The following is a 24,089-nucleotide window of genomic DNA, read 5'->3' on the forward strand; positions in this document are numbered from 1 at the left end:
ACAGAAGCTAAGACGGCCGTCTAGATCGTTTCAGTAATCAGCTCGAAAAGACTGTCATACCAACTATCATCAGAACTTGGTCGATATATAAATACTGGGTCTGTCCGATCATTTTTGGGGATCTAAACATTTCAAGACTTTGCGTTTAGCGTTGACCTTCGTGTGCTCTTCGCATACGTGGTTTTTCACAGTTGCTGCCTGCCTTGAGCAATCCGTCAAAGGGAATCATCAGCCTAAAAAAGATTCCCTATATTAGTTGGTCTGTACAAAAATCAATGCTTTGAATTATCATGAGACTCGGGCGTAGAAAATTTATAGCCTAGGTCTTTTAGGTTCATCCCAATAAACTCAGGCTTTTCCTCAATTCGTGCGAAGGAAAAGCTAATCTCTTCTTCGGAGCTTTTTGTTCTTGTCGTTTTTTCCAAATCAATGACTTTCCACTCCACACGACCATATTTCGATATCATTTCTTGAGGGATGGGTATGGCTACAAAACCCAGATTTCTGAGCGGTAAAGCACGATCATCATTTGACGGAATTATCAGTTGGTATACGACATTGCCGAATGCTATCAAGAACATATATTTAAAGCGTAAAGAAACAAGGTCCTTTTTCTTGTAAATCATCAATTTAAGTTTCGGGAAGGGGCGTGGGCCAGGCACATATCCCTTGAGTATCTGCAGTGGTTGCAATGGACGGTCCTTGATATATGTGTGGTCAGGTTCCCTAATCCATTTAATGGCGCCAGTAAAATCCAACAATTCTTCTCTATCTATTATTGATAGTGCGATTTTCACAAGCCCTTTATAGACAGCCACAGGGATGTATGCAGGTATCTGAAATCTCAATGTGGCGGTTCTTGTATCAGTATTCAACGAGAAATGAGGCTCATCCCGGCGAGCCAAAATCCTAGGGTTTTCGTCATTCTTTACATCAAGTCTAGCTCGACAATCCTTGGATTTATAACTGGGAACTTTTCTAGTTTTTCCTTTGATTTGGCCTATCGTTCGGTGATGTCGAGTGTATTTATCAAGACTGTCTTCAAGATGGTCTGAGAAGTACTTATTGCAGCTATCGCATTCCGAATTCAGTATTAACTGATGATTGCCCAAGAATTCAGGAGCTGCATGCGATTCATTGCTGAATTTAGTATAGGGATGAGCCAGTCCGCAAAATCGGCAAATCCCTTTATCATCTAGATGTGTTTTTACGCCATGACCTACGTCGTAATTTGCAATAATTTCGTACCCATTATCATAAAAAAGAATTCGTTCCAATAAATCCATTTCTTCAGATTCCTGAGTCAGATATTCACCGGTTTGCTTAATCGCTGCAGGCATGTGCATCCAAGCTTTCCTCAACTGAATTGGTGGGTTAATCGGTCGCAATGAATCGGGCTTGACTCGAAAACCCCACCAGTTCTCTTTCTGAAGTCATGCCTATTATGAAATCAAACTATCAAGTAGGGTGCGATGAGGGCAATTATTTCCACTGGCTATTCCACGAGCAAACCCTCGAATGTAAGCCATTCCAAAGTAGTCGGCAAACATCACTGGAAAAGAGCTCAATACATATATATGTCCGCTGCCTCCGATGTGACGTAGCTGCCCTTCAAAGATGCTTTGTGAAGCAATAGGTTTCTCTGGTAGTCCTGTTTGGCCCGTGGATATAAAGTTGGCTTTTTCACAATGTCTTATGATAATTTCATCCCAGTATTGGCGTGGCCATGACACAACTCTCCTGAATGTATGGGAAGCGTAATCAGACGAAAAGCCTTTAAACGCTTGGCCATATTGCAGGGGCACGGCCAAATTGGCGAAACAATCGTAGCTACAATCCTCATGTAGACAACGAGTGGCTTCGACCATAGGATAGCTAACGAACAGCTTTCCATTACCAGTCTCCTGGTCAAAGAACGCTAACATCTCTCTCAGCTTGTCATCGTTCGCGGTACTGGCATGAGGGTCATAATCGAAAAACAAGTAAATCTGTGAGAACTGATCTCGTTTGAAATCTTGCAGAAACTTATTTTGAGGAATCTCCTGCAAAAGCGGAAATAAGTCGATACTGCCAAGCCCGAAATCGTCCGTCATCTTTTCGAGGAGTTGGTAAATCTCGCCACAGAATGCAGTAGTTACTACCTTTCCCTGGGGTTCGGAAAAATAGTATTCAATGAATTTTCGGGTGAAATCTTTTTCTGTTCTCTCACCTTCGAAAACAAATAGAATATGCTCTGAACTAATCATTTTCTGCCATTCGCCAAACTAAAGCCGCCAGCTTTGTAGATTTTTTCAAGATTATGGGCTTGCCTTATTTCCTTGTCAGTAGTATCTGCAAGAGAAACGATACGAGTTTCATCCATCACAAAATAACAATCAGCTCGCAAAATGTCATTGCTCATGATGGCAGTGTTGTGGGTGGTCAAAATAACTTGGATGCCAGATTTTTTAAGTAGCTCTACTACATTGATCGACAACTCATGATGATAGAATGCGTCAAATTCGTCTATGCATACCAAGCTGATTCGGCCAATTTCTTGAATTCGTATAAACCAGAAGTAGAACAGGCCTAATGTGCGCGTGCCAGTAGATGCTATTTCGGCGAATGGGATGAGGCTTCCATCAAAGTCGAACGCAATGTTTTTTCCGTCATTATCGGAAATTTCGACAAGCTTACATTTTATGCCGTTCTTGTTGAGGAATTCTTCAAATTCTTCAGTCTTTCCTCTCTCAGCAATATCTTCGCATATACTTTTATCGGATTCGACCAATCCAGCATAAAAATTTCCCTCGATTGATCGAACCATTAACATTCCATGTACAAAATCGGTAAACTTTTTGAAGATTGCCGAATTACCTGTGTCTGGAAGGATTGTATTGGAACGTATGTAAGAGACAATCGAAACGGAGGTGCCAGCAAGATCAGTAATTTCGCCTATGTTTTTGTTCAGAGTCTCAGTGCCAGGCAAGTCAATCATTATTTCCACAGGACCACTTCGGTCTGCGATGATGCACGTTTTGTCATTGATTACTACAGTTTCTTTCAGGATTTTTGTCGCCGATTCTTTTTCGTAGATATAAGTTACTTCGTCGTCCCCGAATTTGAATGTGTAGCTGAACCAAGACTTTCGCTCAGAGTTGGCTGCATTTAAATAATTTTTTGAATACTGCCTGGTATTTGTCTGCTTAGCGCCAAGATTATATACTATGTCAAATAAGGCATAACTTAGGTTGGTTTTCCCGCAACCATTTTTCCCATAAACGATACTGTTTCTAATTACCCCATTTTCAACTGCATCTACATTGAACTGGTAATCATTTTTTTGCGTCAAATCAAAAGTAAAGAGATCACGAAAACCCTTAAAACCTTTGACTGCGAATTTTTTCAACATGTTAAAATCTCCGAGTCAACACACAATTATCCTGCATCATATCGTAGCCTTAACCGGCCTGCCGTAATTTTTTTACGGCACCACATGCCGTCCATCGGTGTCAGAGGGTCATGGTTCCACCTGCGCTACCTCTCCTTCCTAACCTGGGCAGCCTACGCAGGCAGGGTACTGGCTCTCATCCTCATCATGTTGCTTCATGAGAAAGGCCCATCGGATTTGGTATGCCAATCTGGGGTCTGTTACGGACAGTCGTTCAAGCACCAGAAGGATGGCTCGGCAGCCTTGCTCTGAGGGCAAGCCCACCGCAAAACCGAAATCCAATGGGGTGTGTCAGGAGGGCAAAAGCTAGGCCCTAGCAGGGCAGCCGTTGCGCTCCCCCACCATTGGATTTCTATCCTTTGCCCAAACCAGTAGTACACGGGGATGGTTGAGACGCGATGGATATTCCAGATAGTTGCAAGCTGAAGCTCTGGAAAACCATGCAGTAGATTGATCAATCTCTAAACTTGGAGATGATTGCTCATCGCAACGATACGGAAGTTGTTGCGCTTGGATTTATGCGTAATTTGAGCTTTAGAAAAAGCGCAGAGGCGTTGTGGAGATAACGAGGGGCAGCTTATTGGTCGTTTTCTGCCGTTCTATAGGATTTGAAACGGGTGGTAGTAGCTCTCACTAAAGTCCCAAAAATCTCGATTCGATTCCACTGAAGGCCATAAATAGCTGATTTTTTTATAGATACCCTATGAGGTACATCAAAAAATCCACTAAATTCCAGCCCCGCGAAAACCGGGCCCTCCCGACCAACAACCGTCCGACTGTCTCCGGCACCATACAGATTGGCCAGTGACAACTTTTGTTATCTGGCGCCAAGAAAGAAACCCGCCTAGTGCGGTTTTTTTTGCCCGTTTTTCCGCTGCCGACCTACGTACCTTATAAGTCCTCCAGTGAAACCTTTACTCGCTGAGGAGTTGCGATGCGGTCGCGGATCTTAGCAAGCTGAATTTCTTCCTTTGTTGATTGAGCTAGCTCGAAAGGCAATTGCCCATGTTCAGCCACATATCGCAACGCCTGACGCATCAGTTCAGATGGCGTCACCCCTAGCGTTTGAAGCTTCGGATAGGCAAGCTTTATCAGATCCTCGTCGATACGAACCTTGATTGATGCCACGGAATAGGCCTCGCTGCAAAGACATTGCTTTTTACATTGATTCAAAGCGGCCCCACGGGCAAGCCTGTTATCTTGCCATTGAACCGCTACCCAATTTGCTCGCGATAGCCTGCTGGGGACTGTTGATGACGGCCAGGCGCGGGAGACTGAGTCTGCCGGGTTCTTTTCCTCGGTTCGCCAATCTGCGTCCGGCTGTCACCCTATTGTTTGATCGTCCTACGCCTCGGCGATACATTTCGATGGACCTGCAAAATCGTATAACCCGCCCCAGCAGACGCTTTCGCTGCCTCTAAGGTCGTGTCATGGCGGTGGTACGCGGGACACCTTCGGTGTGCCGGGCCCCTTTCGTCCCGGTCGGCCAACCCGCGTATTGCTGCCACCCTGACTTGCTTGGTCATGAAGGGTAACAAGCCTCTTGGAACAACCCGCTGGTGGCACGCTAGGGTATCTGCATTGGCGGCCTTCAGAACGGCGAAAAAAATGCGCCCGGGTGGTTCTGGCACGTGGGGCGTGACAATTTAATGGGAGTCCCTTAACGAAACGGGACTTCCCCCATGCGTAAATTTCTTTATGACCTCATTGTGGCCATCGTTAGTCGATTCATTAGCGGCTTGATGCTGTCCGTGTTGTTCTCACTAGCAGTGGCTGCACAGCAACCCACTCTGTTGATTTTTGTTGGGCAATACGAGAAGCACCTAGGAGACGAGGTTTGCTCCTTGCACGGCGGCGATCATAACCAGATGCTATCGAGCCATTTCCTACGATAGATCCCGACCCTTTCAGACAGGCTAGACCTTGCGCTTGCTGAAACACAGGGATAAATTGCCCGGGTCGCGGCCAATTCCGCGACCGGGTTTGGCGACTCGAACGAAAAGGCGCATCGGCGCCCAGATCACGATTGCAGGCGCTTTTTTTGTGTCCGCAGTCTCGTGTAATGGCGGCTGTGCGTGGGAGACCTTCGGGTCTGCCGAGTTCCTTTTCCTCGGTTCGCCAACCTGCGTACAGCTGCCACCCTAATCGTTTGGCGACGGTTGGCGTGGTGCATTAACTGAAAAGGACCTCATGCATGACCATCATAAGTCCGTCGCGGATCCTCGCATCCGTTCTCCGCCGCCTAACCTCGCCGGCACCTGAACCGCACCGTTTCTACCCCATCCATACCCAGGGCAACCCAAAGCCTGCGCAAAGGCAGGTGTCTCATGACTGAGCACGAACGCATTGCCACCCTCCAGAGCTATGTCTGGACCCTCGAACTGCTCGGCGAATCGCTGGTGCATCACGACGAGCGATTGGAATGTGATCACCAGCCGCAACTGAGTTTCCGCGCCACGGCGGGGATTCATCAGGCGATCAAGATCATTAGCCGTTTGGCGGGTGAGCAGTGCGGGAAGCTGCTGGGTGAGGAGCCGGCAGAGGACAAGGTGTAGGTGTTGGCGCTGAAATAGTGGGTTTGGCGGAGATGGGGCCGCTGTGCGGCCCATCGCGGGACAAGCCCGCTCCTACAGGGGGCAGCGTTGTTTTTGGGGAGGGGGTAGTGTTCCTGCTCGGTCGCTGGCCGGCTGGGTTGGCGATTTGGGTTCGGCCTGAGGGCCTGATCGTGGGGCCAGCGCGCTCCCACATAGGGGCGCAGCGGCCGGAGCTTCGAACCAGGTTGGCCATGAGCTGCGATGGCGGGTGCTTTCTTCGATGCAGGGGATGAGGCGTTCGGTCAGCACGGCGGTTTGTTGCACGGCTTTGGCGGTGCGGTATTTCACGCTGTGCACGCATTCGCGGTCGCCGAACTCGCAGCGGTTGAGCGTGGTCCCGCCGCAGGGGCCGTTGGCCAGGCCTTTGGGGCAGTTTTCGGGGCAGATGTAGAGGGTGTCTTCCAGGCGGCAGCGGCCGCAGGTGTCGCAGCCCAGCAATGGCCTTTTCACGCTGCGCTCCAGTCGATGGAGCACGCGGGCGCCGGTGGGCGTTGCCCAGAGGGGGCGTTGCACGGCCCAGCCGAAGGCCTGGCTCAGCCAGTGGGTGCGGCTGAACAGCAATGAATGCGCGCCGTGCAGCAGGTGGTAACGCGCTGTTTCCTTGGGCGAGGCGGTGACCTGGGACTCACCCAGGCGCCAGTTGGCGCCGGGTGGGTGGAAGGTGACGGCGGGCAGGCCAGGCATTTGCCAGCAGGCGTGCCAGGCGGGGGCCCATTGTTCGAGTGACTGGAGGCGGGCCTGCCAGTCGTTGATGGCGTTTTCCAGGGCCTGCAGTTGCTCCAGGTCGTGGATGCCGGAGAGGTGGATGCCGGCATAGCCCATCAGGCGCAGGCCGATGATCTGCAGGGCCAGGCGCTCGAGGCTGCGGGCCTGGGCGTGGGCCTTGGAGACGGCGGCTTCGGCGGCGAGCAGGTCGTGCATGGAGGGGGTGACGACGATGCCGGCGACGTGCTCGAAGATCTTCGCGCGGCCCAAGGTCAGCCCCATCACGCAGGCCATCAGGGGCTTGGGGTTGGGCTGGCGCTGCATCCACTGGAGGGCTTCAAGGTGCTTGCTGGCGTCGAAGCCTAGCTGCAGGGCGAGGAAGTCCGCGCCGGCAGCGAGTTTCTTTTCGGCCTTGAAGTACTGGGCGCCGCCTTCTTCCTCGCGGTACTTGAACGGGTGCATGCCAGCGCCCAGCAGCCAGTCGGGGCGGGCCTGGCGGACGATCTGCAGGGCGGAAACCGACTCGAGGTAGCGCACCGGGCGCTGGCCGGGGACGTGCCCGGGCAGGCGGTCGCCGGTCAGCAGCAAGAGCTGGTCGAGGCCGGCGGCGTCCATCTGCTGCAGTTGGTCGAGCAGGTGATGGCGTTCGCGGTCCTTGCCGGAGAAGTGCAGTAGGGTGGGATGGGGCTGTCGGAAGCTGCTGTAGGCGTCCAGCGGCGACATTTCGAAGGGGCTGCCGACGCGGTCGGCGATAGCCACGGTCATGGGCCAGCCGCACAGGTGCTTGCGCGCCATGAGGGCTTCGATGCTGGCGAAGCGCTCGCTGGAGGACTTGGGGACGAACTCCATGACGCAGACGAAGGTGTTGTCGTGCAGCGCCGTTTTCAGCTGGCTCATGGGCGGTCGGGTATCTGGTTTGGGCACCGTGGCATTGTGGGGCAGGGCGGAGGTTGGGGGATGTCCGGATGCGTAGGGAATTGCTTTGAATGAGACATGGGGTTGGTCTTGAGGGTCCTATCGCGGGGGCAAGCCTGCGCCCATAGGGTGGGGCATCATGAGAAAATCTTGAGTTGTCCTTAAATTAAATGAGTTTGTCTCACGGATGCGTGCCTAGGAAAATCCCCCTCATTCATTTTTACGTTTCTGAGGGACAAGACATGGCACTGGCGCACAACCTGGGCTTTCCGCGTATCGGCCGGGACCGCGAGCTGAAGAAGGCCCAGGAGGCCTTCTGGAAGGGCGAGCTGGATGAAGCCGGCCTGCGCGCGGTGGGCCGCGAGTTGCGCGCCGCGCACTGGCAGGTGCAGAAGGACGCGGGTATCGAGCTGCTGCCGGTCGGCGACTTCGCGTGGTACGACCAAGTGCTCACCCATTCGCTGACTTTCGGCGTGATTCCGGCACGTTTTCGCGCAGAACAGGATGCCAAGCCCAGCCTGCACACCCTCTTCGCCATGGCCCGGGGCGTCAGCGATACTTGCTGCGGTGCTCATGCCCAGGAAATGACCAAGTGGTTTGATACCAACTACCACTACCTGGTCCCGGAATTCACGGCTGACCAGGCCTTCACCCTGAGCTGGGAACAGCTGTTCGAGGAAGTGGACGAGGCCAGGGCCCTGGGCCATGCGGTCAAGCCGGTGGTGATCGGCCCGCTGACCTACCTATGGCTGGGCAAGGCCAAGGGCGCCGACTTCGACAAGCTGGAGCTGGTCGAGCGCCTGCTGCCGCTCTACGACACCATCTTCAACCGCTTGGCCGCCCAAGGCGTGGAATGGGTGCAGATCGACGAACCGATCCTGGCGCTGGACCTGCCTCAGGATTGGAAGAACGCCTACGAGCGCGTCTACAACATCCTGCAGCGCGCGCCGCTGAAGAAGCTGGTCGCCACCTATTTCGGCGGCCTGGAAGACAACCTGGGCTTGGCCGCCAACCTGCCGGTCGATGGCCTGCACATCGACCTGGTGCGTGCGCCGGAGCAGTTCCCAACGATTCTCGATCGCCTGCCGGCCTACAAAGTCCTGTCCCTGGGCGTGGTCAATGGCCGCAACGTGTGGCGCTGCGACCTGGAAAAGGCCCTGGACGTGTTGCGTCACGCTGCCGAGCGCCTGGGCGACCGGCTGTGGGTCGCGCCGTCCTGCTCGCTGCTGCACAGCCCGGTGGACGTGGCCCGTGAAGACCAGCTCGACGCCGAGCTGCAAAGCTGGCTGGCCTTCGCTGTGCAGAAATGCCAGGAAGTGGCTGTGCTGGCCAAGGCCATCGATGCGCCGCAGGCCCCGGAGGTGCTCGTGGCCCTGGCGCAAAGCCGCGCCGTGCAGGCCAGCCGCGCCGCCTCGCCACGTATCCACAAGCCGGCCGTGCAGGCCCGGGTGGCGGCGATCCAGCCGGCGGACAGCCAGCGTCTGTCGCCTTTTGCCCAGCGCATCGTCAAGCAGCGTGCTGGGCTGAATTTGCCCGCGTTTCCGACCACGACGATCGGCTCGTTCCCACAAACCCCGGCGATCCGCCTGGCGCGGCAGGCGTTCAAGCAAGGCACGCTGGCCGAGGCCGACTACATCGAGGCGATGCAGAACGAAATCCGCCAGGCGGTGCAGATCCAGGAGCAGCTGGGCCTGGATGTGCTGGTGCATGGCGAGGCCGAGCGCAACGACATGGTCGAGTATTTCGCCGAGCAGCTCGACGGCTATGCCTTCACGCGTTTCGGTTGGGTGCAGAGCTACGGTTCGCGCTGCGTGAAGCCGGCGGTGATCGTCGGTGACCTGAGCCGCCCGAAGGCCATGACAGTAGGCTGGAGCACCTATGCCCAGGGCCTGACCGACAAACCGATGAAGGGCATGCTGACGGGCCCGGTGACCATGCTGATGTGGTCCTTCCCGCGTGAGGATGTGAGCCGCGAGGCCCAGGCTCGGCAACTGGCGTTGGCCATTCGTGACGAAGTGCTGGACCTCGAGGCGGCGGGTATCCGCATCGTGCAGATCGACGAAGCCGCGTTCCGCGAAGGCCTGCCCTTGCGTCGCAGCGGCTGGCCGCACTACCTGGACTGGGCCACCGAAGCGTTCCGCTTGTGCGCCTCGGGTGTGCGCGATGAAACCCAGGTGCACACCCACATGTGCTACAGCGAGTTCAACGATGTGATCGAGTCGATCGCGGCGATGGACGCTGATGTGATCACCCTCGAGACTTCGCGTTCGGACATGGAGCTGTTGGCGGCCTTCGAGCGCTTCAACTACCCCAACGAGATCGGCCCTGGGGTGTATGACATCCACTCGCCACGGGTGCCGGGCAAGGAGGCGATGGTCCAGCTGTTGCGCAAAGCGGCCCAGCGTATTCCGGCCGAGCGGCTGTGGGTCAACCCGGATTGCGGGTTGAAGACCCGCGGGTGGCCGGAGACCGAGGCGGCGTTGGTGAACATGGTGGCGGCCGCCCGGGAGTTGCGTGGTGCTGGCTTGGTTGGTGGGGCGAAGGTGTAAGGCGCCGGGGCCGGTGTTGCCTGTTCTGGCCCAATCGCGGGACAAGCGCGGATCGCGATTGGGCCTTGAGATCAGCGCTCGATCGCCAGCGCTACGCCCTGCCCACCGCCAATGCACAGGGTCGCCAACCCTTTCTTGGCATCGCGTTTGATCATCTCGTGCAGCAGGGTCACCAGCACGCGGCAGCCAGAGGCGCCGATAGGGTGGCCGAGGGCGATGGCGCCGCCGTTGACGTTGACGCGCGCAGCATCCCACTCCAGCGCCTTGCCCACTGCCAGGGCCTGGGCGGCGAAGGCCTCGTTGGCTTCGATCAGGTCCACATCCGCCAGTTGCCAGCCGGCCTTGTCCAGGCAGCGCTGGGTAGCGGACACCGGGCCGATGCCCATGATCGCCGGGTCCACGCCCGCGCTGGCATAGGACGCGACCTTCGCCAGTACCGGCAGGCCCAAGGCCTTGGCCTTGGAGGCGTTCATCAGCAGCACGGCGGCGGCGCCGTCGTTCAGGCTCGAGGCGTTGCCGGCGGTGACGCTGCCGTCTTTCTTGAAGGCCGCACGCAGCTTGCCCAGGGCCTCGGCGGTGGTGCCGGGGCGTGGCTGTTCGTCGGTGTCGAACACCAGCGGTTCGCCTTTTTTCTGCGGCATCACGATCGGGGTGATCTCATCCTTGAAGCGGCCGGCCTCGATGGCGGCTACGGCCTTGCGCTGGGATTCGGCGGCGAAGGCATCCTGCTGTTCGCGGGTGAGGGCGTATTTTTCCACCAGGTTCTCGGCGGTGATGCCCATGTGGTAGTCGTTGAAGGCGTCCCACAGGCCGTCGCTGATCATGGTGTCGACCATCTGGCCATGGCCCATGCGCTGGCCGGTGCGGGCCGAGGGCAGCACATAGGGCGCCAGGCTCATGTTCTCCTGGCCGCCGGCGATCACCACCTCGGCGTCGCCGCAGCGGATGGCCTGGGCCGCCAGGTGCAAGGCCTTCAGGCCCGAGCCGCACACTTTGTTCAGGGTCAGGGCGGGCACGCTGTAGGGCAGGCCGGCCTTGATCGCGGCCTGGCGCGCCGGGTTCTGGCCGGCACCTGCGGTTAGCACCTGGCCGAGGATCACTTCGTCGACCTGGGCCGGGTCCAGCTGGGTCTGTTCCAGCAGGCGCTTGATGACCGCAGCGCCCAGGTCCACGGCCGGCACAGTGGCCAGGGCCCCCTGGAAGCTGCCGATGGCGGTACGGGTTGCGGCGACGATGACCACGTCGTTCATCTTGTTGTTCTCCGTGCAAGGGGTGGGCGCCAGGTCGGCGGATTGCACCAGCATCGGCGGGTTGGGTTCATTTGTTAAGTTTGTTTTTCTTTACGATTGATCCGAAAAGCAAATGAATGGCCGGCGGGCGTGGAGAATGCCCAGGCCCTCGGGCAAATGCGCCGCGGCTGGCTAAGCTTGTTCTGTTCATTGCTTTCCACTGGAGCCAACCACCATGCGGACCCTGATCGCCGTCGGCCTGCTGCTCGCAAGCAGCGCCGCCTTCGCCACCACCGAATGCACCACTGCCGACAAAAGCACCTGGCAAGACCAGGAGAAATTCCAGGCCCAGCTCAAGGAGCAGGGCTATCGCATCAACAAGTTCAAGGTCACCAAGGGCAACTGCTACGAGATCTACGGCTTCGACAAGGACGGCCGCAAGGTCGAGATCTACCACGACCCAGTGACCGGCAAGGCGGTCAAGACCGAGATCCATGACTGATGGCCAGCGTGCGGCTCTGGGACCCGTTGCTCAGGTGCTGCCACTGGTCCCTGGCCTTGGTGTTCTTCGCCAACTCGTTCTTCAACGAAGAGGGTGACGACTGGCACCAATGGCTGGGCTACTACGCCCTGGCCTGCGTGGTCGTGCGCCTGGTCTGGGGCTTCGTAGGGCCGCCCAGCGCGCGCTGGGCGGACTTCTGGCCGACGCCGTCGCGGCTGGCGGCACACGCCAGGGCGTTGATGACGGGCGCGCCTTATCATCGCCTCGGCCATTCGCCGATCGGCGCGCTGGTCATGCTGCTGATGCTTGCCTGTGTCGTCGGGCTGGGCGTGACCGGCTGGCTGTCCCAGGAGGTCGATGCCCTGTGGGGCGTGGATTGGCCTACGGACGTACATAGCGTGCTGGCCAACACTTTGCTGGCGTTGGTCTGCGTGCACCTGCTGGCCGCGGTGGTGGAGAGCGTGCGCCTGCGGGAGAACCTGCCGCTGTCGATGCTCACCGGCCGTCGCCGCCTGCCGGACGACCAGCGCTGACCCCCAGGTTGTTTTGAATCGCGCCAATCACCTCCGTAATATGTGTCGGATAACCTGCGGGGGTAGTCTCACCCTCTGATCAAACGGAATCGTCCCCTGCGGCGCGCTTCCTCGGCACAAACCTGAAGAGGTACAGACATTGGCCATCATTCATCCCAAGGTTCGCGGTTTCATCTGCACCACGACTCACCCGAAGGGCTGCGAGCTCAACGTCCGTGACCAGATCGAAGCCACCCGCAAGCAGGGTGTGCGCGAAGATGGTCCGAAGAAAGTCCTGGTGATCGGTGCATCCAGCGGCTACGGCCTGGCTGCACGTATTACCGCAGCGTTCGGCTTCAAGGCCGACACCCTGGGCGTATTCTTCGAAAAGCCGGGCACCGAGACCAAGGCCGGTACCGCCGGCTGGTACAACGCTGCCGCCTTCGACAAGTTCGCCAAGGCCGAAGGCCTGTACAGCAAGTCGATCAACGGTGACGCCTTCTCCGACGAAGCCCGCGCCAAGGTCATCGAGCTGATCAAGAACGAAATGGGCGGCAAGGTCGACTTGGTGGTCTACTCCCTGGCCTCCCCGGTGCGCAAGCTGCCGCAGACCGGCGAACTGGTGCGCTCGGCGCTCAAGCCGATCGGCCAGCCGTACAAGTCGACCGCCATCGACACCAACAAGGACACCATCATCGAGGCCAGCATCGAGCCGGCCACCGAGCAGGAAATCCAGGACACCGTCACCGTCATGGGTGGCCAGGACTGGCAACTGTGGATCGACGCCCTGGCCGGCGCCGGTGTGCTGGCCGAAGGCGCGCGTACCGTGGCCTTCAGCTACATCGGCACGGAAATCACCTGGCCGATCTACTGGCACGGTGCCCTGGGCCAGGCCAAGCAGGACCTGGACGAAACCGCCCTGCGCCTGGACAAGAAACTGGCCGCCGAGGTCAAGGGCGGCGCCAACGTGGCGGTGCTCAAGTCGGTCGTTACCCAGGCCAGCTCGGCCATCCCAGTGATGCCGCTGTACCTGTCGATGGTCTTCAAGATCATGCAGGAGAAGGGCGTGCACGAAGGCACCCAGGACCAGCTGGACCGCATGTTCCGCGACCGCATGTACCGCGCCGATGGCGCTGCGATGCCGGTGGACGAGAAGGCCCGCCTGCGCCTGGACGACTGGGAGCTGCGCGACGACGTACAGGACGCCTGCAAGGCCCTGTGGCCGCAGGTGACCACCGAGAACCTGTTCCAGCTGACCGACTATGCCGGTTACAAGAAGCAGTTCCTCAACCTGTTCGGCTTCGAGCGCGCTGACGTCAACTACGACGAAGACGTGGCCACCGACGTGAAGTTCGACTGCATCGAGCTGTGACGCCGGTCGCACTGTCCCTGTAGGAGCGGGCTTGTCCCGCGATTGGGCCGACCCTACCCACGCGATTGCATGGCAAGGGCTTCGCCCTTGATCGCGGGGCAAGCCCGCTCCCACAGGTGAAGTGCAACCGTACCCTTGATCGTGTGGAGCGGTCCGAAAAGCCCCACACGAGCCGCTTGTTTTTGCTAGCGTTGGCGCACCAGCACAGGAAGCGCGCCATGAGCAGCCTCATCCAACCCGCCACCGCCTTTCGCCACACCGCTGCCGACGGCTACACCCTCGGCGGTTTCTGCTGGCGCCATGCCGAACCCGACGCCCAGCGCCCGCTGGTGATCATCAACGCCGCCACCTCGGTGCGCTGCCGCTACTACGCGCGCTTTGCCGACTACCTTTTCGCCCAGGGCTTCGATGTGCTGACCTACGACTACCGGGGCATCGGCGAATCACGCCCGGCATCGCTGCGCGGCTTCCAGGCGTCCTGGAGCGACTGGGGGCGGCTGGACTTCGAAGCCATGCTGCACCTGGCCGCTGAAGCCTTCCCCGGCCAGCCGGTGGATGTGGTAGGCCACAGTTTCGGCGGCTGTGCGGTGGGCCTGGCGCCGTCCGGCAGCCGGTTGCGGCGGGTGGTGATGGTGGGCGCGCAGTTCGCCTATTGGCGCGACTACGCAGCCGACCAGCGTTGGCGCCTGCTCGGCAAATGGCACTTGGTGATGCCGCTGCTGACCCGCTTGTGCGGCTACTTTCCCGGCAAGCGCCTGGGCTGGATGGAAGACACCCCGGCCGGGGTGGTGCACGACTGGACCACCCGCACGCCGCGCTACGAGCATCGCCCCAGTGGCCGGGCGTTGGCCGAGCTGCCGTTCGCCAGGGTGCGTGCGGCGACCCTGGCGATCAGCCTGACCGACGACCCGTTCGGCACCGTGGCCGCCACCGAGCGTCTGTTGGGGTACCTGCAAGGCGCCGAGCGTCGGCACCTGCGCCTGGCGCCTGGGGATATCGCGGCGGGTGAGATCGGCCATTTCGCCTTCTTCCACGACCGTTTCCGCGAAAGCCTGTGGCCGATTGCCTTGGCCTGGTTGCAGCAGGGCGGGCTGCCCGATCAGGTGCCGGGACGAGTCATCGGTTGAGGGGGCCTGATCCGGCCCAATCGCGGGACAAGCCCGCTCCCACGAGGCCCGTGGTTGCAACTTGCCGTGCAACTGCCTTGCGACATTTTCGGAGTTGCTGCGGCCCCTGTGGGAGCGGGCTTGTCCCGCGATTGGGCCGGCCCTGCTGACTTCAAACGTGATACCCATACAGCGTCGCCAGCAACCCCGCCAACGCACAGGCGATCAACACCTCCAGCACCCCGCGGCGGAACAGCAGCAACCCCACCGCCGCCAGTACCGCAATCAGCAACGCCAGCCAATCGACCCCCGCGCCGAACCCATGGGGCCAGAACACGTGATAGCCGAAGAACAGCGCCAGGTTGAGGATCACCCCCACCACCGCCGCGCTGATCGCCGTCAGCGGCGCGGTGAAACGCAGCTGCCGCCGTGTGCTTTCCACCAGCGGCGCGCCGATCAGAATGAACAGGAACGAAGGCAGGAAGGTGAACCAGGTCACCAGGCACGCCGCCAGGGCGCCGGCGAGGAACGCCTGGTCGGCGCCGAACTGTGCCTGCACGTAGCCGCCCACGAAGCCGACGAAGGCCACCAGCATGATCAACGGCCCCGGCGTGCTTTCGCCCAAGGCCAGCCCATCGATCATCTGCGTCGGTGTCAGCCAACCGTAGTAGGTCACCGCTCCCTGATACACATACGGCAACACCGCATAGGCGCCACCAAAGGTCAGTAAGGCGGCCTTGGTGAAGAACCAGGCCATTTGCGTGAAGGTACCCTCCCAGCCGAACAGCAACGTCAGCGCGGCCATCGGCAGGCACCACAGTGCAGCGCCACAGGCCACCAGCCACAGCAGGCGTGGCCAGCGGAAGCGGGTGTGCTCCGGCTGCTGCGAAGGTTCCTCCGCCATCGGTGGGTGCCCGGCGCTGGTGCGCACGGTCTGGAACAGGTGGGGTTGCCAGCGCCCACCCAGGTAGCCGAACACCCCGGCACCGATGACGATCACCGGGAACGGCAGGCCCAGGCCGAACAAGGCCACGAACGCCGCCAGGGCAATAGCCCACAGCGCGGCGTTGTGCAGCACACGCGAGCCGATGCGCCACGCAGCCTGCAGTACGATGGCGGTGATCGCGGGCTTGAGCCCGTAGAACAGGCCGGCCACCACCGGCTGCTGGCCGTGGACGACATAGATCCATGACAGGCCAATGAGGATGAACAGCGACGGCAGTACGAACAACCCGCCGGCGACGATGCCGCCCCAGGTGCGGTGCATCAGCCAGCCGAGGTACGTGGCCAGCTGCTGGGCTTCGGGGCCGGGCAGCAACATGCAGTAGTTGAGGGCGTGAAGGAAGCGCGACTCGCTGAGCCAGCGGCGTCGCTCGACGATCTCGCGGTGCATCAGGGCGATCTGCCCGGCGGGGCCACCGAAGCCGATGAAGCCCAGCTTGAGCCAGAACAGCATGGCCTGGCGGAAGGGGATAGGGTGCTCGGTCTGCATGCAGGTCTATCCAAGGGGCAGGGGAGGGCTGTGCCCTCCCAACCGCCGGCACGCTCCACAAGACCAGTGGGAGCCGGCTTGCCGGCGATCGGGCGGTAATGTCAGGCGTTACGGGTCAGTGGCTGCGCCGCGAACTTCACCCCGGCCAACCCATGCTTGATCAGCGCACGGATATTGGCATGGTCGCTGCCCTCCGGGGTGGCCAGCACACTGCGGTAGTGTTCGCCAAACGCCAGCAACGCTTCCTGGTCGCTCAACCCTTCGAGCAAGGCCAGGCCCAGGGTCTTGCACGACCCTTCGTTCTGCCCGGCGGCGTTGGCCACGCCGCCATTGTCGAAGGCCTGTGGCTGGTAGCTGTAGTGGGTGGCAACGAAGGCCAGGGTATCGGCAAATACATGCTCGCCGCTGGCGAGGCTGGCGCGCAGGCTGGTGAGATCAGTCACGGGGCTTTCCTTTTTCGAACGTAGCTTGTTGCTCGGCGCTGGCTTCTTTCTGGTACTGGGCCTTCCAGTCGGCATAGGGCATGCCGTACACGCGCTCGCGGGCGTCATCCAGGCTCACCTCGATCTGGCGTTCGTCGGCGGCGGCCTTGTACCACTTGGACAGGCAGTTGCGGCAGAATCCGGAGAGGTTCATCAGGTCGATGTTCTGCACATCAGTGCGTTTTTGCAGGTGTTCGACCAGGCGTCGGAACGCAGCGGCTTCGAGTTCGAGCTGTTGTTGCGGGGTCATGGGGCTTCCCTCAGGTCATGCGGTTCTTCAGGTGGCGGCCACCGTTGATGACCACCTGGCTGCCGGTGCTGTAATGGCTTTCGAGCAGGAACATCACCGCCTCGATCAGCGGGCGGGCGCCGGGCTCGAATTCCAGCAAGGCTTTCTTCAAGGTCTGCTGGCGGTAGGCGTCGTCGCCGCCCTCCTTGAGGATCAGCAGGCCAGGAAGGATACCGTTGACGCGCACCTTCGGCGCGTATTTTTCAGCGAACGAGAGCACCATGTTCTGCAGCGCGGCCTTGGTCGCGGCGTAGCCGATATGGCTCTTGCTGCCTCGCGAGGAGGTTTCGTCGCAAATGTGGATGATATCGGCCTTTTCCACCTTGGCCAGCAGCTCGCCGAGGGCCAGGTTGAGGTGGTAAGGCGCCTCGACGTGCAGGCGGAACATGGTCTGCAGGTTGTCCAGGCCATCGTCGAGCCACAGCGATGCGTTGTGGATGATCGCCCGCAGGCCATCGTGATTGGCCTGCAGGTAGTCGATCAGGGCCTGTCGGTCGGCCTCCTGGCAGAGGTCGGCCCGGAACTGGACGATGTTCGGGTGTGGCGTGTGCGGGTGGATGCTGCGGCTGGCACTGACCACCGTATGGCCGGCCTGTGCCAGTTCGAGGGCCAGGGCCAGCCCGACGCGCTGGCTGGCGCCGGTAACGAGGATTGGGCTGTTCATGTTCGAGGCAGTCAACTTGTCTGTCCGTGCATTGATGGCCCCAGCATACCCGAACTGTTTCCCTCTTGTGCGCTCGCGCCCGGAACCAGGCGGCCGCACCCTGTGTGCGCAACTTTTTATGAACGAATCGGGCTGCAATTGCCTCTGAGCGTGGTCCGCTGACCGCCCACCGGTGGGCGGGCTGTGCTGGACCTCGACCCAAGCCATCGTAGAATGCGTTCAATCATCAGGAGACAGGGTGCTCATGCACATGATCAGTCAGCTTCAAACGCCTCTGGGCGTCGTGGGCCTGGAGCACCAGGAGCTGTTTCCAATTCGTGAGGTGGCCCGCCTGACAGGCGTCAACCCCGTGACCTTGCGAGCCTGGGAGCGTCGCTACGGCCTGATCCAGCCGACGCGCACCGACAGCGGCCATCGGCTGTATTCCCAGGCCGACATCGACAGTATCCGCAGCATACTCGGGTGGCTGGAGCGTGGCGTGGCGGTGAGCAAGGTCGGCAGCATCCTGGCGCGCGACCAGGCGCTGGCGCAGGAGGCTCGGGGCATCGGCGGTGAAAATGAGCGGGTGCGCTGGCGCATGCAGGTGCAGGAGGCGGCCCAGCGCTTCGATGGTGCAGCGCTGGAGCGACTGTTCGACCAGGTATTCGCCAACTATGCCCTGGACCAGGTGTTCGGTGAGGTGTTCATGCCTGCCTGGCAGGCTTTGCGTGCGGGGCAGAACGGTTTCGGGCGTGCCAGCGAATGGCTGTTTCTCGACCAGTTTCTGCGGGCCCGGGTGTTGTTGCGCCTGCAACTGGGCCGGGAACCTTTGAGCCGCCGCGTGGTGCTGGCGCCCTTGTCGGGCCAGTGCCAGGAACTGGAGCTGTTGGTGGCTGGGCTGCTGCTGGGCAGCGAGGAAGTGGGCGTCACGGTGCTGTCAGCCGGGCAGCCCCTGGAGGAGCTGACGGTGGTTTGCGAGCGCCTGGGGCCCCACGCCTTGGTGGTATTTTCCAACCAGCAGCCCACGGCACAGCTGGGCAAGTGCCTGGCCAAGCTGAGCCTGGGCGTTGCGTGCCCGGTGTTGTTGGCGGGAGAGGCGGCGGAGCTGGCCCAGGACAACCTGGCGGGCAGCCCGGTGGCCTGCCTGGGGGCTGAGGGTAGCTTGATGCGCAGGCGCCTGCGACAGTACCTGGCCGGTCAGTTGGATACGTGAACGTGTAGTTCCGGGTGCGCCTGGCGGTGTGCCTGGAGAATGTATTCGCGCAGGCGTTCGATCTCTTCCTGCGGGCTGTTGCCCAGGTCGTAGGCTGCCAGGTCCGGGCCGATGCGACGGCGCAACGTGCCATGCAGGTGAATGTCTGGGATGCCCTCGGGGGCGAAGCGCAAGTCGAAATCAGCGGGGGTCGTGGGCAGGTCGCGGATCTGTACCAGCACGCCTTTTGAGGAAATTTCCCGTACCCACAGGCCGCTGGCCTGGTCTTGTGCATCCAGCAGGGCTGCCGGTTGTTCCAAGGTCATGCGCCATGGGCGTGGCTTGGGGCCGTTCTCGTAGATTTCCGGTGAGCCCAGCTGCAGGTGCAGGGCATGGAATTCATCCTCGACCAATTGCAGCGGGAAGCTGATCTGCTGGTTGTTGAATTGCGCCTGGAGCTGGACCTGCTCGTTGGCCACCAGGCGGGTCAGCAATGCCTGGATTCGACGGTCGCCATTGACCAGCAGGCTCGACATGGGGTCGGCCAGGTTCAACTGGGGCGAATGCTGCATGTCCTGGATGAAATCCAGTTCGTCCTGGGTCAGGAGGGCGTCGGCTTGCATGATCGGGCTCGAAGGCGGTGATTTCTTCAAGGTGATGGACAGCGTCCAAGGCGCTTCGTTCAGCTACGTTCGTCGGGTTCCTGCCGGCCCAGTCGCGCCCGGGCCTCGGCCAGTTCCCGTTCCAGCTCGACCTGGCGGCTGACGTCCTTCTGGATCCCGATGAAATAGGTGCGTTGGTCGGCGGCGTTGTAGACCGGGGAGATCGACAGCTCGTTCCAGAACGCGGTGCCATCCTTGCGGTAGTTGCGCAGCACTTCCCGGCACGGTAGCCCTTCGGCCAGGGCCCGGCGGATCCGGGCGCGGCCGAGCTGGTCGCGGTCGTCGCCCTGGAGGAAGCGGCAGTCCTGGTAGAGGATGTCGTCGCGGGTGTAGCCGGTCAGCCGTTCGAAGGCTGCGTTCACGTAGATCAGGATGGTGTCGTCGCCTTCCCGTTCGGTGACCACGATACCGTCGTTCGAGGCATCGACCATCGATTGCAGCAGTTGCGCGTTGATCATGTCCGGGCCATTGGCGTGAGGGGACTTTGGTGGAAGGCGGCCTTTTGCCACTGGTGAATGCTAGTATCCTACGTTTTCACTCAGTTTCGGAATCCTCTGCCCGATGAAAGTCGCCATTATTTCCGGCTCCGTGTACGGCACCGCTGAAGAAGTCGCCCGTCACGCCGAGTCGCTGCTCAAGGCTGCCGGTTTCCAAGCCTGGCATGCTGCCCGCGCCACCTTGCAGGATCTGCAGGGCTTCGCCCCGGAGGCATTGTTGGCCGTGACCTCGACCACCGGCATGGGCGAGCTGCCCGACAACCTGATGCCGCTGTACAGCAGCATTCGCGATACCCTGCCGGCCGCCTGGCGTGGCTTGCCGGGGGCGGTGATCGGGCTGGGCGATTCCAGCTATGGCGACACCTTCTGCGGCGGCGGCGAGCAGATGCGCGAGCTGTTCGCTGAGTTGGGCGTACGGGAAGTGCAGCCGATGCTGCGCCTGGATGCCAGCGAGACCGTGACGCCCGAGGCCGATGCCGAGCCTTGGCTGGCGGAGTTCATGGCCGCGCTCAGAGCCTGACCCCAGCCATCGCACGCCTGGCCTACACCGCCTTCCCTGTAGGAGCGGCGATGTTCCAGAGCCCAGGCTAGTCACTGATCGCCGGATGCTCGCGCACCAACTGCAACCACGCCTGTGCCGCTCGTGACAGGTACGCCCCGCGCCGCCAGATGAAAGCAATGTCCCAGCGCAAATGGCGCGGCGCGCCCAGTGGCACCCGCACCACCCCAGGCCGCTCCAGCGCCCGGGCCACCACCCTGGGCAACAGCACCACCCCTTGCCCGGCGGCCACCAGCGCCGCCAGGAAGTCCGCCTGCCCACTGCGCCCCCCTTCCTTCGGGGTGAACCCCAACTGCTGGCACGCGCTCAGCAGCCGATCATTGAGCACGAAGCTGCGCTGGTACAGCAGAAACGGCGTATCGGCCAGTTGCTGCAGCTCGACCTGCGCAGCCCCTGCCAAGGCATGCCCCTGGGGCAGCAGCGCATCCAGCGGCTCGTTGCAGAACGGCTGGTAGTCGAACGCCGTGTCGCTGGGCGTAAGGCTGCCGCCCAGCTCCAGTTCCCCGCTTTTCACCGCCTGTTCCACGGTACGGCTGCCGCCTTCGAGCAGCTGGATCGCAATATTCGGGTGCCGGCGGCGGTACTCGGCGAACAGCCCTGCGAACAACGCATCGCTGCCCAGCAAGGGCAGGCCCAGGCGCAGCTCGCCGCGGGCCATGTGGCTGAGGTCGTCGAGTTCGTTCTGCAGTTCCTGACGCTGGCGTAACAAGGCCTCCCCCCGCTCCAGGACAATGCGCCCGGCCGCGGTCAGGTGCAATTGCGAGCCCTGGCGTTCCAGCAAGGGCTGGCCGATGTCCTGTTCGAGCTGGGCGACCTGCTTGCTCACGGCAGACTGGCTGATGTGCAGGGTCGTTGCCGCCTGGGTGAAGCCGCCGCGGTGGACCACTTCGATGAAACTACGCAGCTGTTTGAATTCCATGATCGAATTCCATTTTGGAATGGATGCAAGTCTAACAATTCGCTTCTGGCCTGGGCAGCGCAAATCTAGAATGGGAGCCTCTCGAGGACCTGTCTGATGAACCCTGCGTTACTGAAAAAAAGCCTGCGCCTGCTCGCCGAACTGGCGGTGTTACTGGCCTTGTTCCTGCTCGGCGGCCAGCTGTCCACCTGGCTTGGCTGGCCCATTCCCGGTGGGGTGATGGGGCTGGCGCTGCTGTTGCTGTTGTTCGCCTTCGGCGTGCTCAAGCCGTCCATGCTCCAGCTGGGTGCTGGCTGGCTGATGGCGGAGATGCTGTTGTTCTTCATTCCCGCCCTGATGAGCCTGCTCGACTATGGCAGCCTGCTGCGCAGCGAGGGCTGGCGCATCCTGCTGGTGATCGCCATGAGCACCGTGCTGGTGATGGTGGTCACGGCCGTCACGGTGGAGCTGGTATGCCGCTGGAGGTTGCGTCATGAGCCTTGAACCCATGCCGCTGTTCTGGCTTGCCCTGACAGTGCTTGCCTACTTCGGCAGCCGTTGGTTGTACCGCCGCAGCGGGAGCTACGTATTGTCACCGCTGATCCTGGTGCCGGCGGTGCTGTTGGCCGTCGCTGTGCCGTTGCACACCGCCTACGCCGAGTACGCCCGCAACACCCACTGGCTGATGGGGGTGCTGGGCCCGGCGACCGTGGCCTTCGCCGTGCCGATCTGGCAGCAACGGGCAATGCTGGCGCGCCATTGGCCAGCTTTGCTGGTCGGTATGCTCGCCGGCAGCCTGGCCTCGATCGGCAGCTCCTGGAGCCTGGCGCACTTGTTGGCGCTGGATGATGCGGTCAGCCTGTCGTTGGTGCCGCGCTCGATCACCACGCCTTTCGCCATGCCGCTGGCCCAGGACCTGGGCGGTGTGCCGGAACTGACGGCCGTGTTCGTCATGTTCACCGGCGTGCTGGGCGCGATGTTCGGCGGCATCCTGCTGCGTGTGCTGCCGCTGCGCACGCCCCTGGCCCGCGGTGCGCTGTTTGGCGTGGGGGCCCATGGCGCCGGCGTCAGCCGGGCCCAGGAGGTAGGGCGCGAGGAAGGCTCGGTCGCCGGCCTGGTCATGGTCCTGACCGGCCTGCTCAACCTGTTCGCCGCCCCATTGTTGGCCATGCTGCTCTGACCGTTCGTACCCCTGACCCGCAAAGCCAGCAAGCTGGCTGCCAACGCAAGTTCCGCCACCCGGTGGGCTGACTAGACTGAGGCTCTACATAGAGCGCACATCCAAGTGCCCAAGGGCGGGCCGCGAACGCCGCCTGCCTTTTCGCCAACACGTAACCACCGGGACAATTCTGATGCCACTGGCAGAGATACCTTTGTGCGTCTGGCGTACCCGAGCCCAGAATTTTGCCTTTCGGGGCCAGACCATCCGCTATTGGACCGCAGGGCAAGGAGAGCCACTGCTGCTACTACACGGTTTCCCCACGGCCAGCTGGGATTGGCATTACCTGTGGACGCCCTTGACCCAACGTTTTCGCGTGATCGCCTGCGACATGCTCGGCTTCGGCGATTCAGCCAAGCCTCTGGACCATGACTACAGCCTCATGGAGCAGGCCGACCTGCAACAGGCACTGCTCGCCTACCTGGACGTCGACCAGCCCGTGCACCTGCTGGCCCATGATTATGGCGGCAGCGTCGCCCAGGAGCTGCTGGCGCGGCACTGCGAGCTGCGCATCGAAATCGCCAGTTGCGCGTTCCTCAACAGCGGCCTGTTCCCGGAGTGCTACCAGGTGCTGCTGGTGCAGAAACTGCTGCTCAGCCCGTTGGGCTGGCTGGTGGGCCGCAGCTTCGGGCGCGACGACCTGGTGCGCAATGTCAGCCATATCTATGGCCCGTGCACCCACCCCAGCGAAAGCGCCTTGGACGATTACTGGAGCCTGATCGTCGCCAACCAGGGCACGCGCATCCTGCACAAGCTGATCGGCTATCTGCCCGAGCGCAGGCAGCACCGCGAGCGTTGGGTCGGCGCGTTGCTGCGCCGCTGTGTGCCGCTGCGCTTCATCAACGGTGTGGCCGACCCGATCTCCGGCGCGCGCATGCTCGAGCGCTACCGGCAATTGGTGCCGGCGGCGGACACCGTAGCGTTGCCGGGTATCGGGCATTACCCGCATACCGAGGCACCACACCAGGTGTTGCGGCACTACCTGGCGTTTCGCGAGCAGCCTGTGAGTTATGCCCCGCAGAAGGTCGCCTGGTCGTAGCGGGGTGATTCTTGCGGGCATAAAAAAGGCCGCTGCAGACGCAGCGGCCAATCGAGACGTTAGATCAAGGAGCTTCAAAATCAACGTCGGTGAACCTTGCAGGCGCGAAAGGCAGGGGGTAGAGCCCTTCGTGCCAGCCAGTGAGATCAGAATAAGCGCTTGATGGCGTAGGAAAAATAGCTGCTTCGGACATTCACCTTTAC

General features: G+C 60.6%; 23 protein-coding genes and 1 pseudogene. 11 read left to right on the plus strand and 13 right to left on the minus strand.

Annotated features, from left to right (window positions below; translation table 11 throughout):
• Positions 1 to 272: 272 nt before the first annotated feature.
• The 4 genes from ACXHGZ_RS02535 to ACXHGZ_RS02550 form a co-directional block, all read right to left on the minus strand.
• Positions 273 to 1,346, minus strand: a complete 1,074-nt coding sequence (locus tag ACXHGZ_RS02535) for an HNH endonuclease (protein ID WP_480462233.1) — start codon at positions 1,344 to 1,346, stop codon at positions 273 to 275.
• Between the two features lie 96 nt (positions 1,347 to 1,442).
• Complete coding sequence (locus tag ACXHGZ_RS02540; protein ID WP_480462235.1) at positions 1,443 to 2,246, minus strand: hypothetical protein; 804 nt, start codon at positions 2,244 to 2,246, stop codon at positions 1,443 to 1,445.
• The gene (locus ACXHGZ_RS02545; protein WP_480462236.1) at positions 2,243 to 3,391 is read right to left on the minus strand and encodes an AAA family ATPase; all 1,149 of its coding nucleotides are present in this window, start codon (positions 3,389 to 3,391) and stop codon (positions 2,243 to 2,245) included. Before ACXHGZ_RS02545 ends, ACXHGZ_RS02540 begins: the two co-directional genes overlap by 4 nt.
• Positions 3,392 to 4,321: 930 nt before the next feature.
• The gene (locus ACXHGZ_RS02550; protein WP_480462238.1) at positions 4,322 to 4,558 is read right to left on the minus strand and encodes a type II toxin-antitoxin system RelB/DinJ family antitoxin; all 237 of its coding nucleotides are present in this window, start codon (positions 4,556 to 4,558) and stop codon (positions 4,322 to 4,324) included.
• A 1,199-nt stretch (positions 4,559 to 5,757) separates the two neighbouring features.
• On the opposite strand from ACXHGZ_RS02550, the gene ACXHGZ_RS02555 reads away from it, so the two are divergent.
• Positions 5,758 to 5,985 carry a hypothetical protein gene (locus ACXHGZ_RS02555; protein WP_480462240.1) on the plus strand — a complete coding sequence of 76 codons (228 nt, stop codon included), beginning with the start codon at positions 5,758 to 5,760 and terminating at the stop codon, positions 5,983 to 5,985.
• 153 nt (positions 5,986 to 6,138) lie between these two features.
• On the opposite strand, the pseudogene ACXHGZ_RS02560 reads toward ACXHGZ_RS02555, so the two are convergent.
• A pseudogene (locus tag ACXHGZ_RS02560) lies at positions 6,139 to 7,626 on the minus strand (methylenetetrahydrofolate reductase C-terminal domain-containing protein); the annotation flags it as partial.
• 260 nt (positions 7,627 to 7,886) lie between these two features.
• Between ACXHGZ_RS02560 and metE the strand changes: the two are divergent.
• On the plus strand, positions 7,887 to 10,193 hold the full coding sequence (gene metE / locus ACXHGZ_RS02565; RefSeq protein ID WP_480462242.1) for a 5-methyltetrahydropteroyltriglutamate--homocysteine S-methyltransferase: 2,307 nt from the start codon (positions 7,887 to 7,889) through the stop codon (positions 10,191 to 10,193).
• A 71-nt stretch (positions 10,194 to 10,264) separates the two neighbouring features.
• Here the strand turns inward: metE and ACXHGZ_RS02570 are convergent, their stop codons facing one another.
• Positions 10,265 to 11,443 (minus strand): acetyl-CoA C-acetyltransferase, encoded by a 1,179-nt coding sequence (locus ACXHGZ_RS02570; protein WP_480463980.1) that lies wholly within the window; start codon positions 11,441 to 11,443, stop codon positions 10,265 to 10,267.
• A 214-nt stretch (positions 11,444 to 11,657) separates the two neighbouring features.
• Here ACXHGZ_RS02570 and ACXHGZ_RS02575 point away from each other — a divergent pair, with 214 nt between their 5' ends.
• The 4 genes from ACXHGZ_RS02575 (at position 11,658) to ACXHGZ_RS02590 (ending at position 14,935) form a co-directional block, all read left to right on the plus strand.
• Positions 11,658 to 11,924 carry a PepSY domain-containing protein gene (locus ACXHGZ_RS02575; RefSeq protein ID WP_084857069.1) on the plus strand — a complete coding sequence of 89 codons (267 nt, stop codon included), beginning with the start codon at positions 11,658 to 11,660 and terminating at the stop codon, positions 11,922 to 11,924.
• Positions 11,924 to 12,457: a cytochrome b/b6 domain-containing protein gene (locus ACXHGZ_RS02580; protein WP_480462244.1), complete on the plus strand. Its 534-nt coding sequence runs from the start codon at positions 11,924 to 11,926 to the stop codon at positions 12,455 to 12,457. The genes ACXHGZ_RS02575 and ACXHGZ_RS02580 overlap by 1 nt, the downstream gene beginning before the upstream one ends.
• Before the next feature lie 139 nt (positions 12,458 to 12,596).
• Positions 12,597 to 13,808, plus strand: coding sequence for an enoyl-ACP reductase FabV (gene fabV / locus ACXHGZ_RS02585; protein ID WP_084857073.1), 1,212 nt, complete (start codon positions 12,597 to 12,599; stop codon positions 13,806 to 13,808).
• 218 nt (positions 13,809 to 14,026) lie between these two features.
• Positions 14,027 to 14,935 carry an alpha/beta hydrolase family protein gene (locus ACXHGZ_RS02590; protein ID WP_480462246.1) on the plus strand — a complete coding sequence of 303 codons (909 nt, stop codon included), beginning with the start codon at positions 14,027 to 14,029 and terminating at the stop codon, positions 14,933 to 14,935.
• Between the two features lie 151 nt (positions 14,936 to 15,086).
• Here ACXHGZ_RS02590 and chrA read toward each other — a convergent pair whose 3' ends face one another.
• The 4 genes from chrA to folM all read right to left on the minus strand — a co-directional run bounded on the left by chrA (position 15,087) and on the right by folM (position 17,841).
• Complete coding sequence (chrA, locus tag ACXHGZ_RS02595; RefSeq protein WP_480462247.1) at positions 15,087 to 16,406, minus strand: chromate efflux transporter; 1,320 nt, start codon at positions 16,404 to 16,406, stop codon at positions 15,087 to 15,089.
• A gap of 101 nt (positions 16,407 to 16,507) precedes the next feature.
• The gene (locus ACXHGZ_RS02600; RefSeq protein WP_084857078.1) at positions 16,508 to 16,849 is read right to left on the minus strand and encodes a HopJ type III effector protein; all 342 of its coding nucleotides are present in this window, start codon (positions 16,847 to 16,849) and stop codon (positions 16,508 to 16,510) included.
• Positions 16,842 to 17,138, minus strand: a complete 297-nt coding sequence (locus tag ACXHGZ_RS02605) for a DUF1244 domain-containing protein (protein WP_084857080.1) — start codon at positions 17,136 to 17,138, stop codon at positions 16,842 to 16,844. Before ACXHGZ_RS02605 ends, ACXHGZ_RS02600 begins: the two co-directional genes overlap by 8 nt.
• Before the next feature lie 10 nt (positions 17,139 to 17,148).
• Positions 17,149 to 17,841 (minus strand): dihydromonapterin reductase, encoded by a 693-nt coding sequence (gene folM / locus ACXHGZ_RS02610; protein ID WP_480462249.1) that lies wholly within the window; start codon positions 17,839 to 17,841, stop codon positions 17,149 to 17,151.
• A 250-nt stretch (positions 17,842 to 18,091) separates the two neighbouring features.
• On the opposite strand from folM, the gene ACXHGZ_RS02615 reads away from it, so the two are divergent.
• Positions 18,092 to 19,033: a MerR family transcriptional regulator gene (locus tag ACXHGZ_RS02615; protein WP_480463982.1), complete on the plus strand. Its 942-nt coding sequence runs from the start codon at positions 18,092 to 18,094 to the stop codon at positions 19,031 to 19,033.
• Here the strand turns inward: ACXHGZ_RS02615 and ACXHGZ_RS02620 are convergent.
• Positions 19,018 to 19,635, minus strand: a complete 618-nt coding sequence (locus tag ACXHGZ_RS02620) for a hypothetical protein (RefSeq protein WP_480462251.1) — start codon at positions 19,633 to 19,635, stop codon at positions 19,018 to 19,020. The genes ACXHGZ_RS02615 and ACXHGZ_RS02620 overlap by 16 nt on opposite strands.
• 59 nt (positions 19,636 to 19,694) lie before the next feature.
• Positions 19,695 to 20,132 (minus strand): PAS domain S-box protein, encoded by a 438-nt coding sequence (locus ACXHGZ_RS02625; RefSeq protein WP_480462253.1) that lies wholly within the window; start codon positions 20,130 to 20,132, stop codon positions 19,695 to 19,697.
• A 103-nt stretch (positions 20,133 to 20,235) separates the two neighbouring features.
• On the opposite strand from ACXHGZ_RS02625, the gene ACXHGZ_RS02630 reads away from it, so the two are divergent.
• On the plus strand, positions 20,236 to 20,691 hold the full coding sequence (locus ACXHGZ_RS02630) for a flavodoxin (protein WP_480462254.1): 456 nt from the start codon (positions 20,236 to 20,238) through the stop codon (positions 20,689 to 20,691).
• A 67-nt stretch (positions 20,692 to 20,758) separates the two neighbouring features.
• On the opposite strand, the gene ACXHGZ_RS02635 is transcribed toward ACXHGZ_RS02630, so the two are convergent.
• Positions 20,759 to 21,649, minus strand: coding sequence for a LysR family transcriptional regulator (locus ACXHGZ_RS02635; protein WP_084857094.1), 891 nt, complete (start codon positions 21,647 to 21,649; stop codon positions 20,759 to 20,761).
• A gap of 96 nt (positions 21,650 to 21,745) precedes the next feature.
• Between ACXHGZ_RS02635 and ACXHGZ_RS02640 the strand changes: the two genes are divergently transcribed.
• From ACXHGZ_RS02640 to ACXHGZ_RS02650, 3 genes are all read left to right on the plus strand, one after another.
• On the plus strand, positions 21,746 to 22,132 hold the full coding sequence (locus tag ACXHGZ_RS02640) for a CidA/LrgA family protein (protein ID WP_084857097.1): 387 nt from the start codon (positions 21,746 to 21,748) through the stop codon (positions 22,130 to 22,132).
• Complete coding sequence (locus tag ACXHGZ_RS02645; protein WP_480462256.1) at positions 22,122 to 22,808, plus strand: LrgB family protein; 687 nt, start codon at positions 22,122 to 22,124, stop codon at positions 22,806 to 22,808. The genes ACXHGZ_RS02640 and ACXHGZ_RS02645 overlap by 11 nt, the downstream gene beginning before the upstream one ends.
• A 172-nt stretch (positions 22,809 to 22,980) precedes the next feature.
• Entirely contained in the window at positions 22,981 to 23,886 is a 906-nt protein-coding gene (locus ACXHGZ_RS02650) for an alpha/beta fold hydrolase (RefSeq protein WP_084857103.1), read from the plus strand.
• Positions 23,887 to 24,089 lie beyond the last annotated feature (203 nt).

It is taken from the genome of Pseudomonas shiyinii (genome assembly GCF_056725765.1).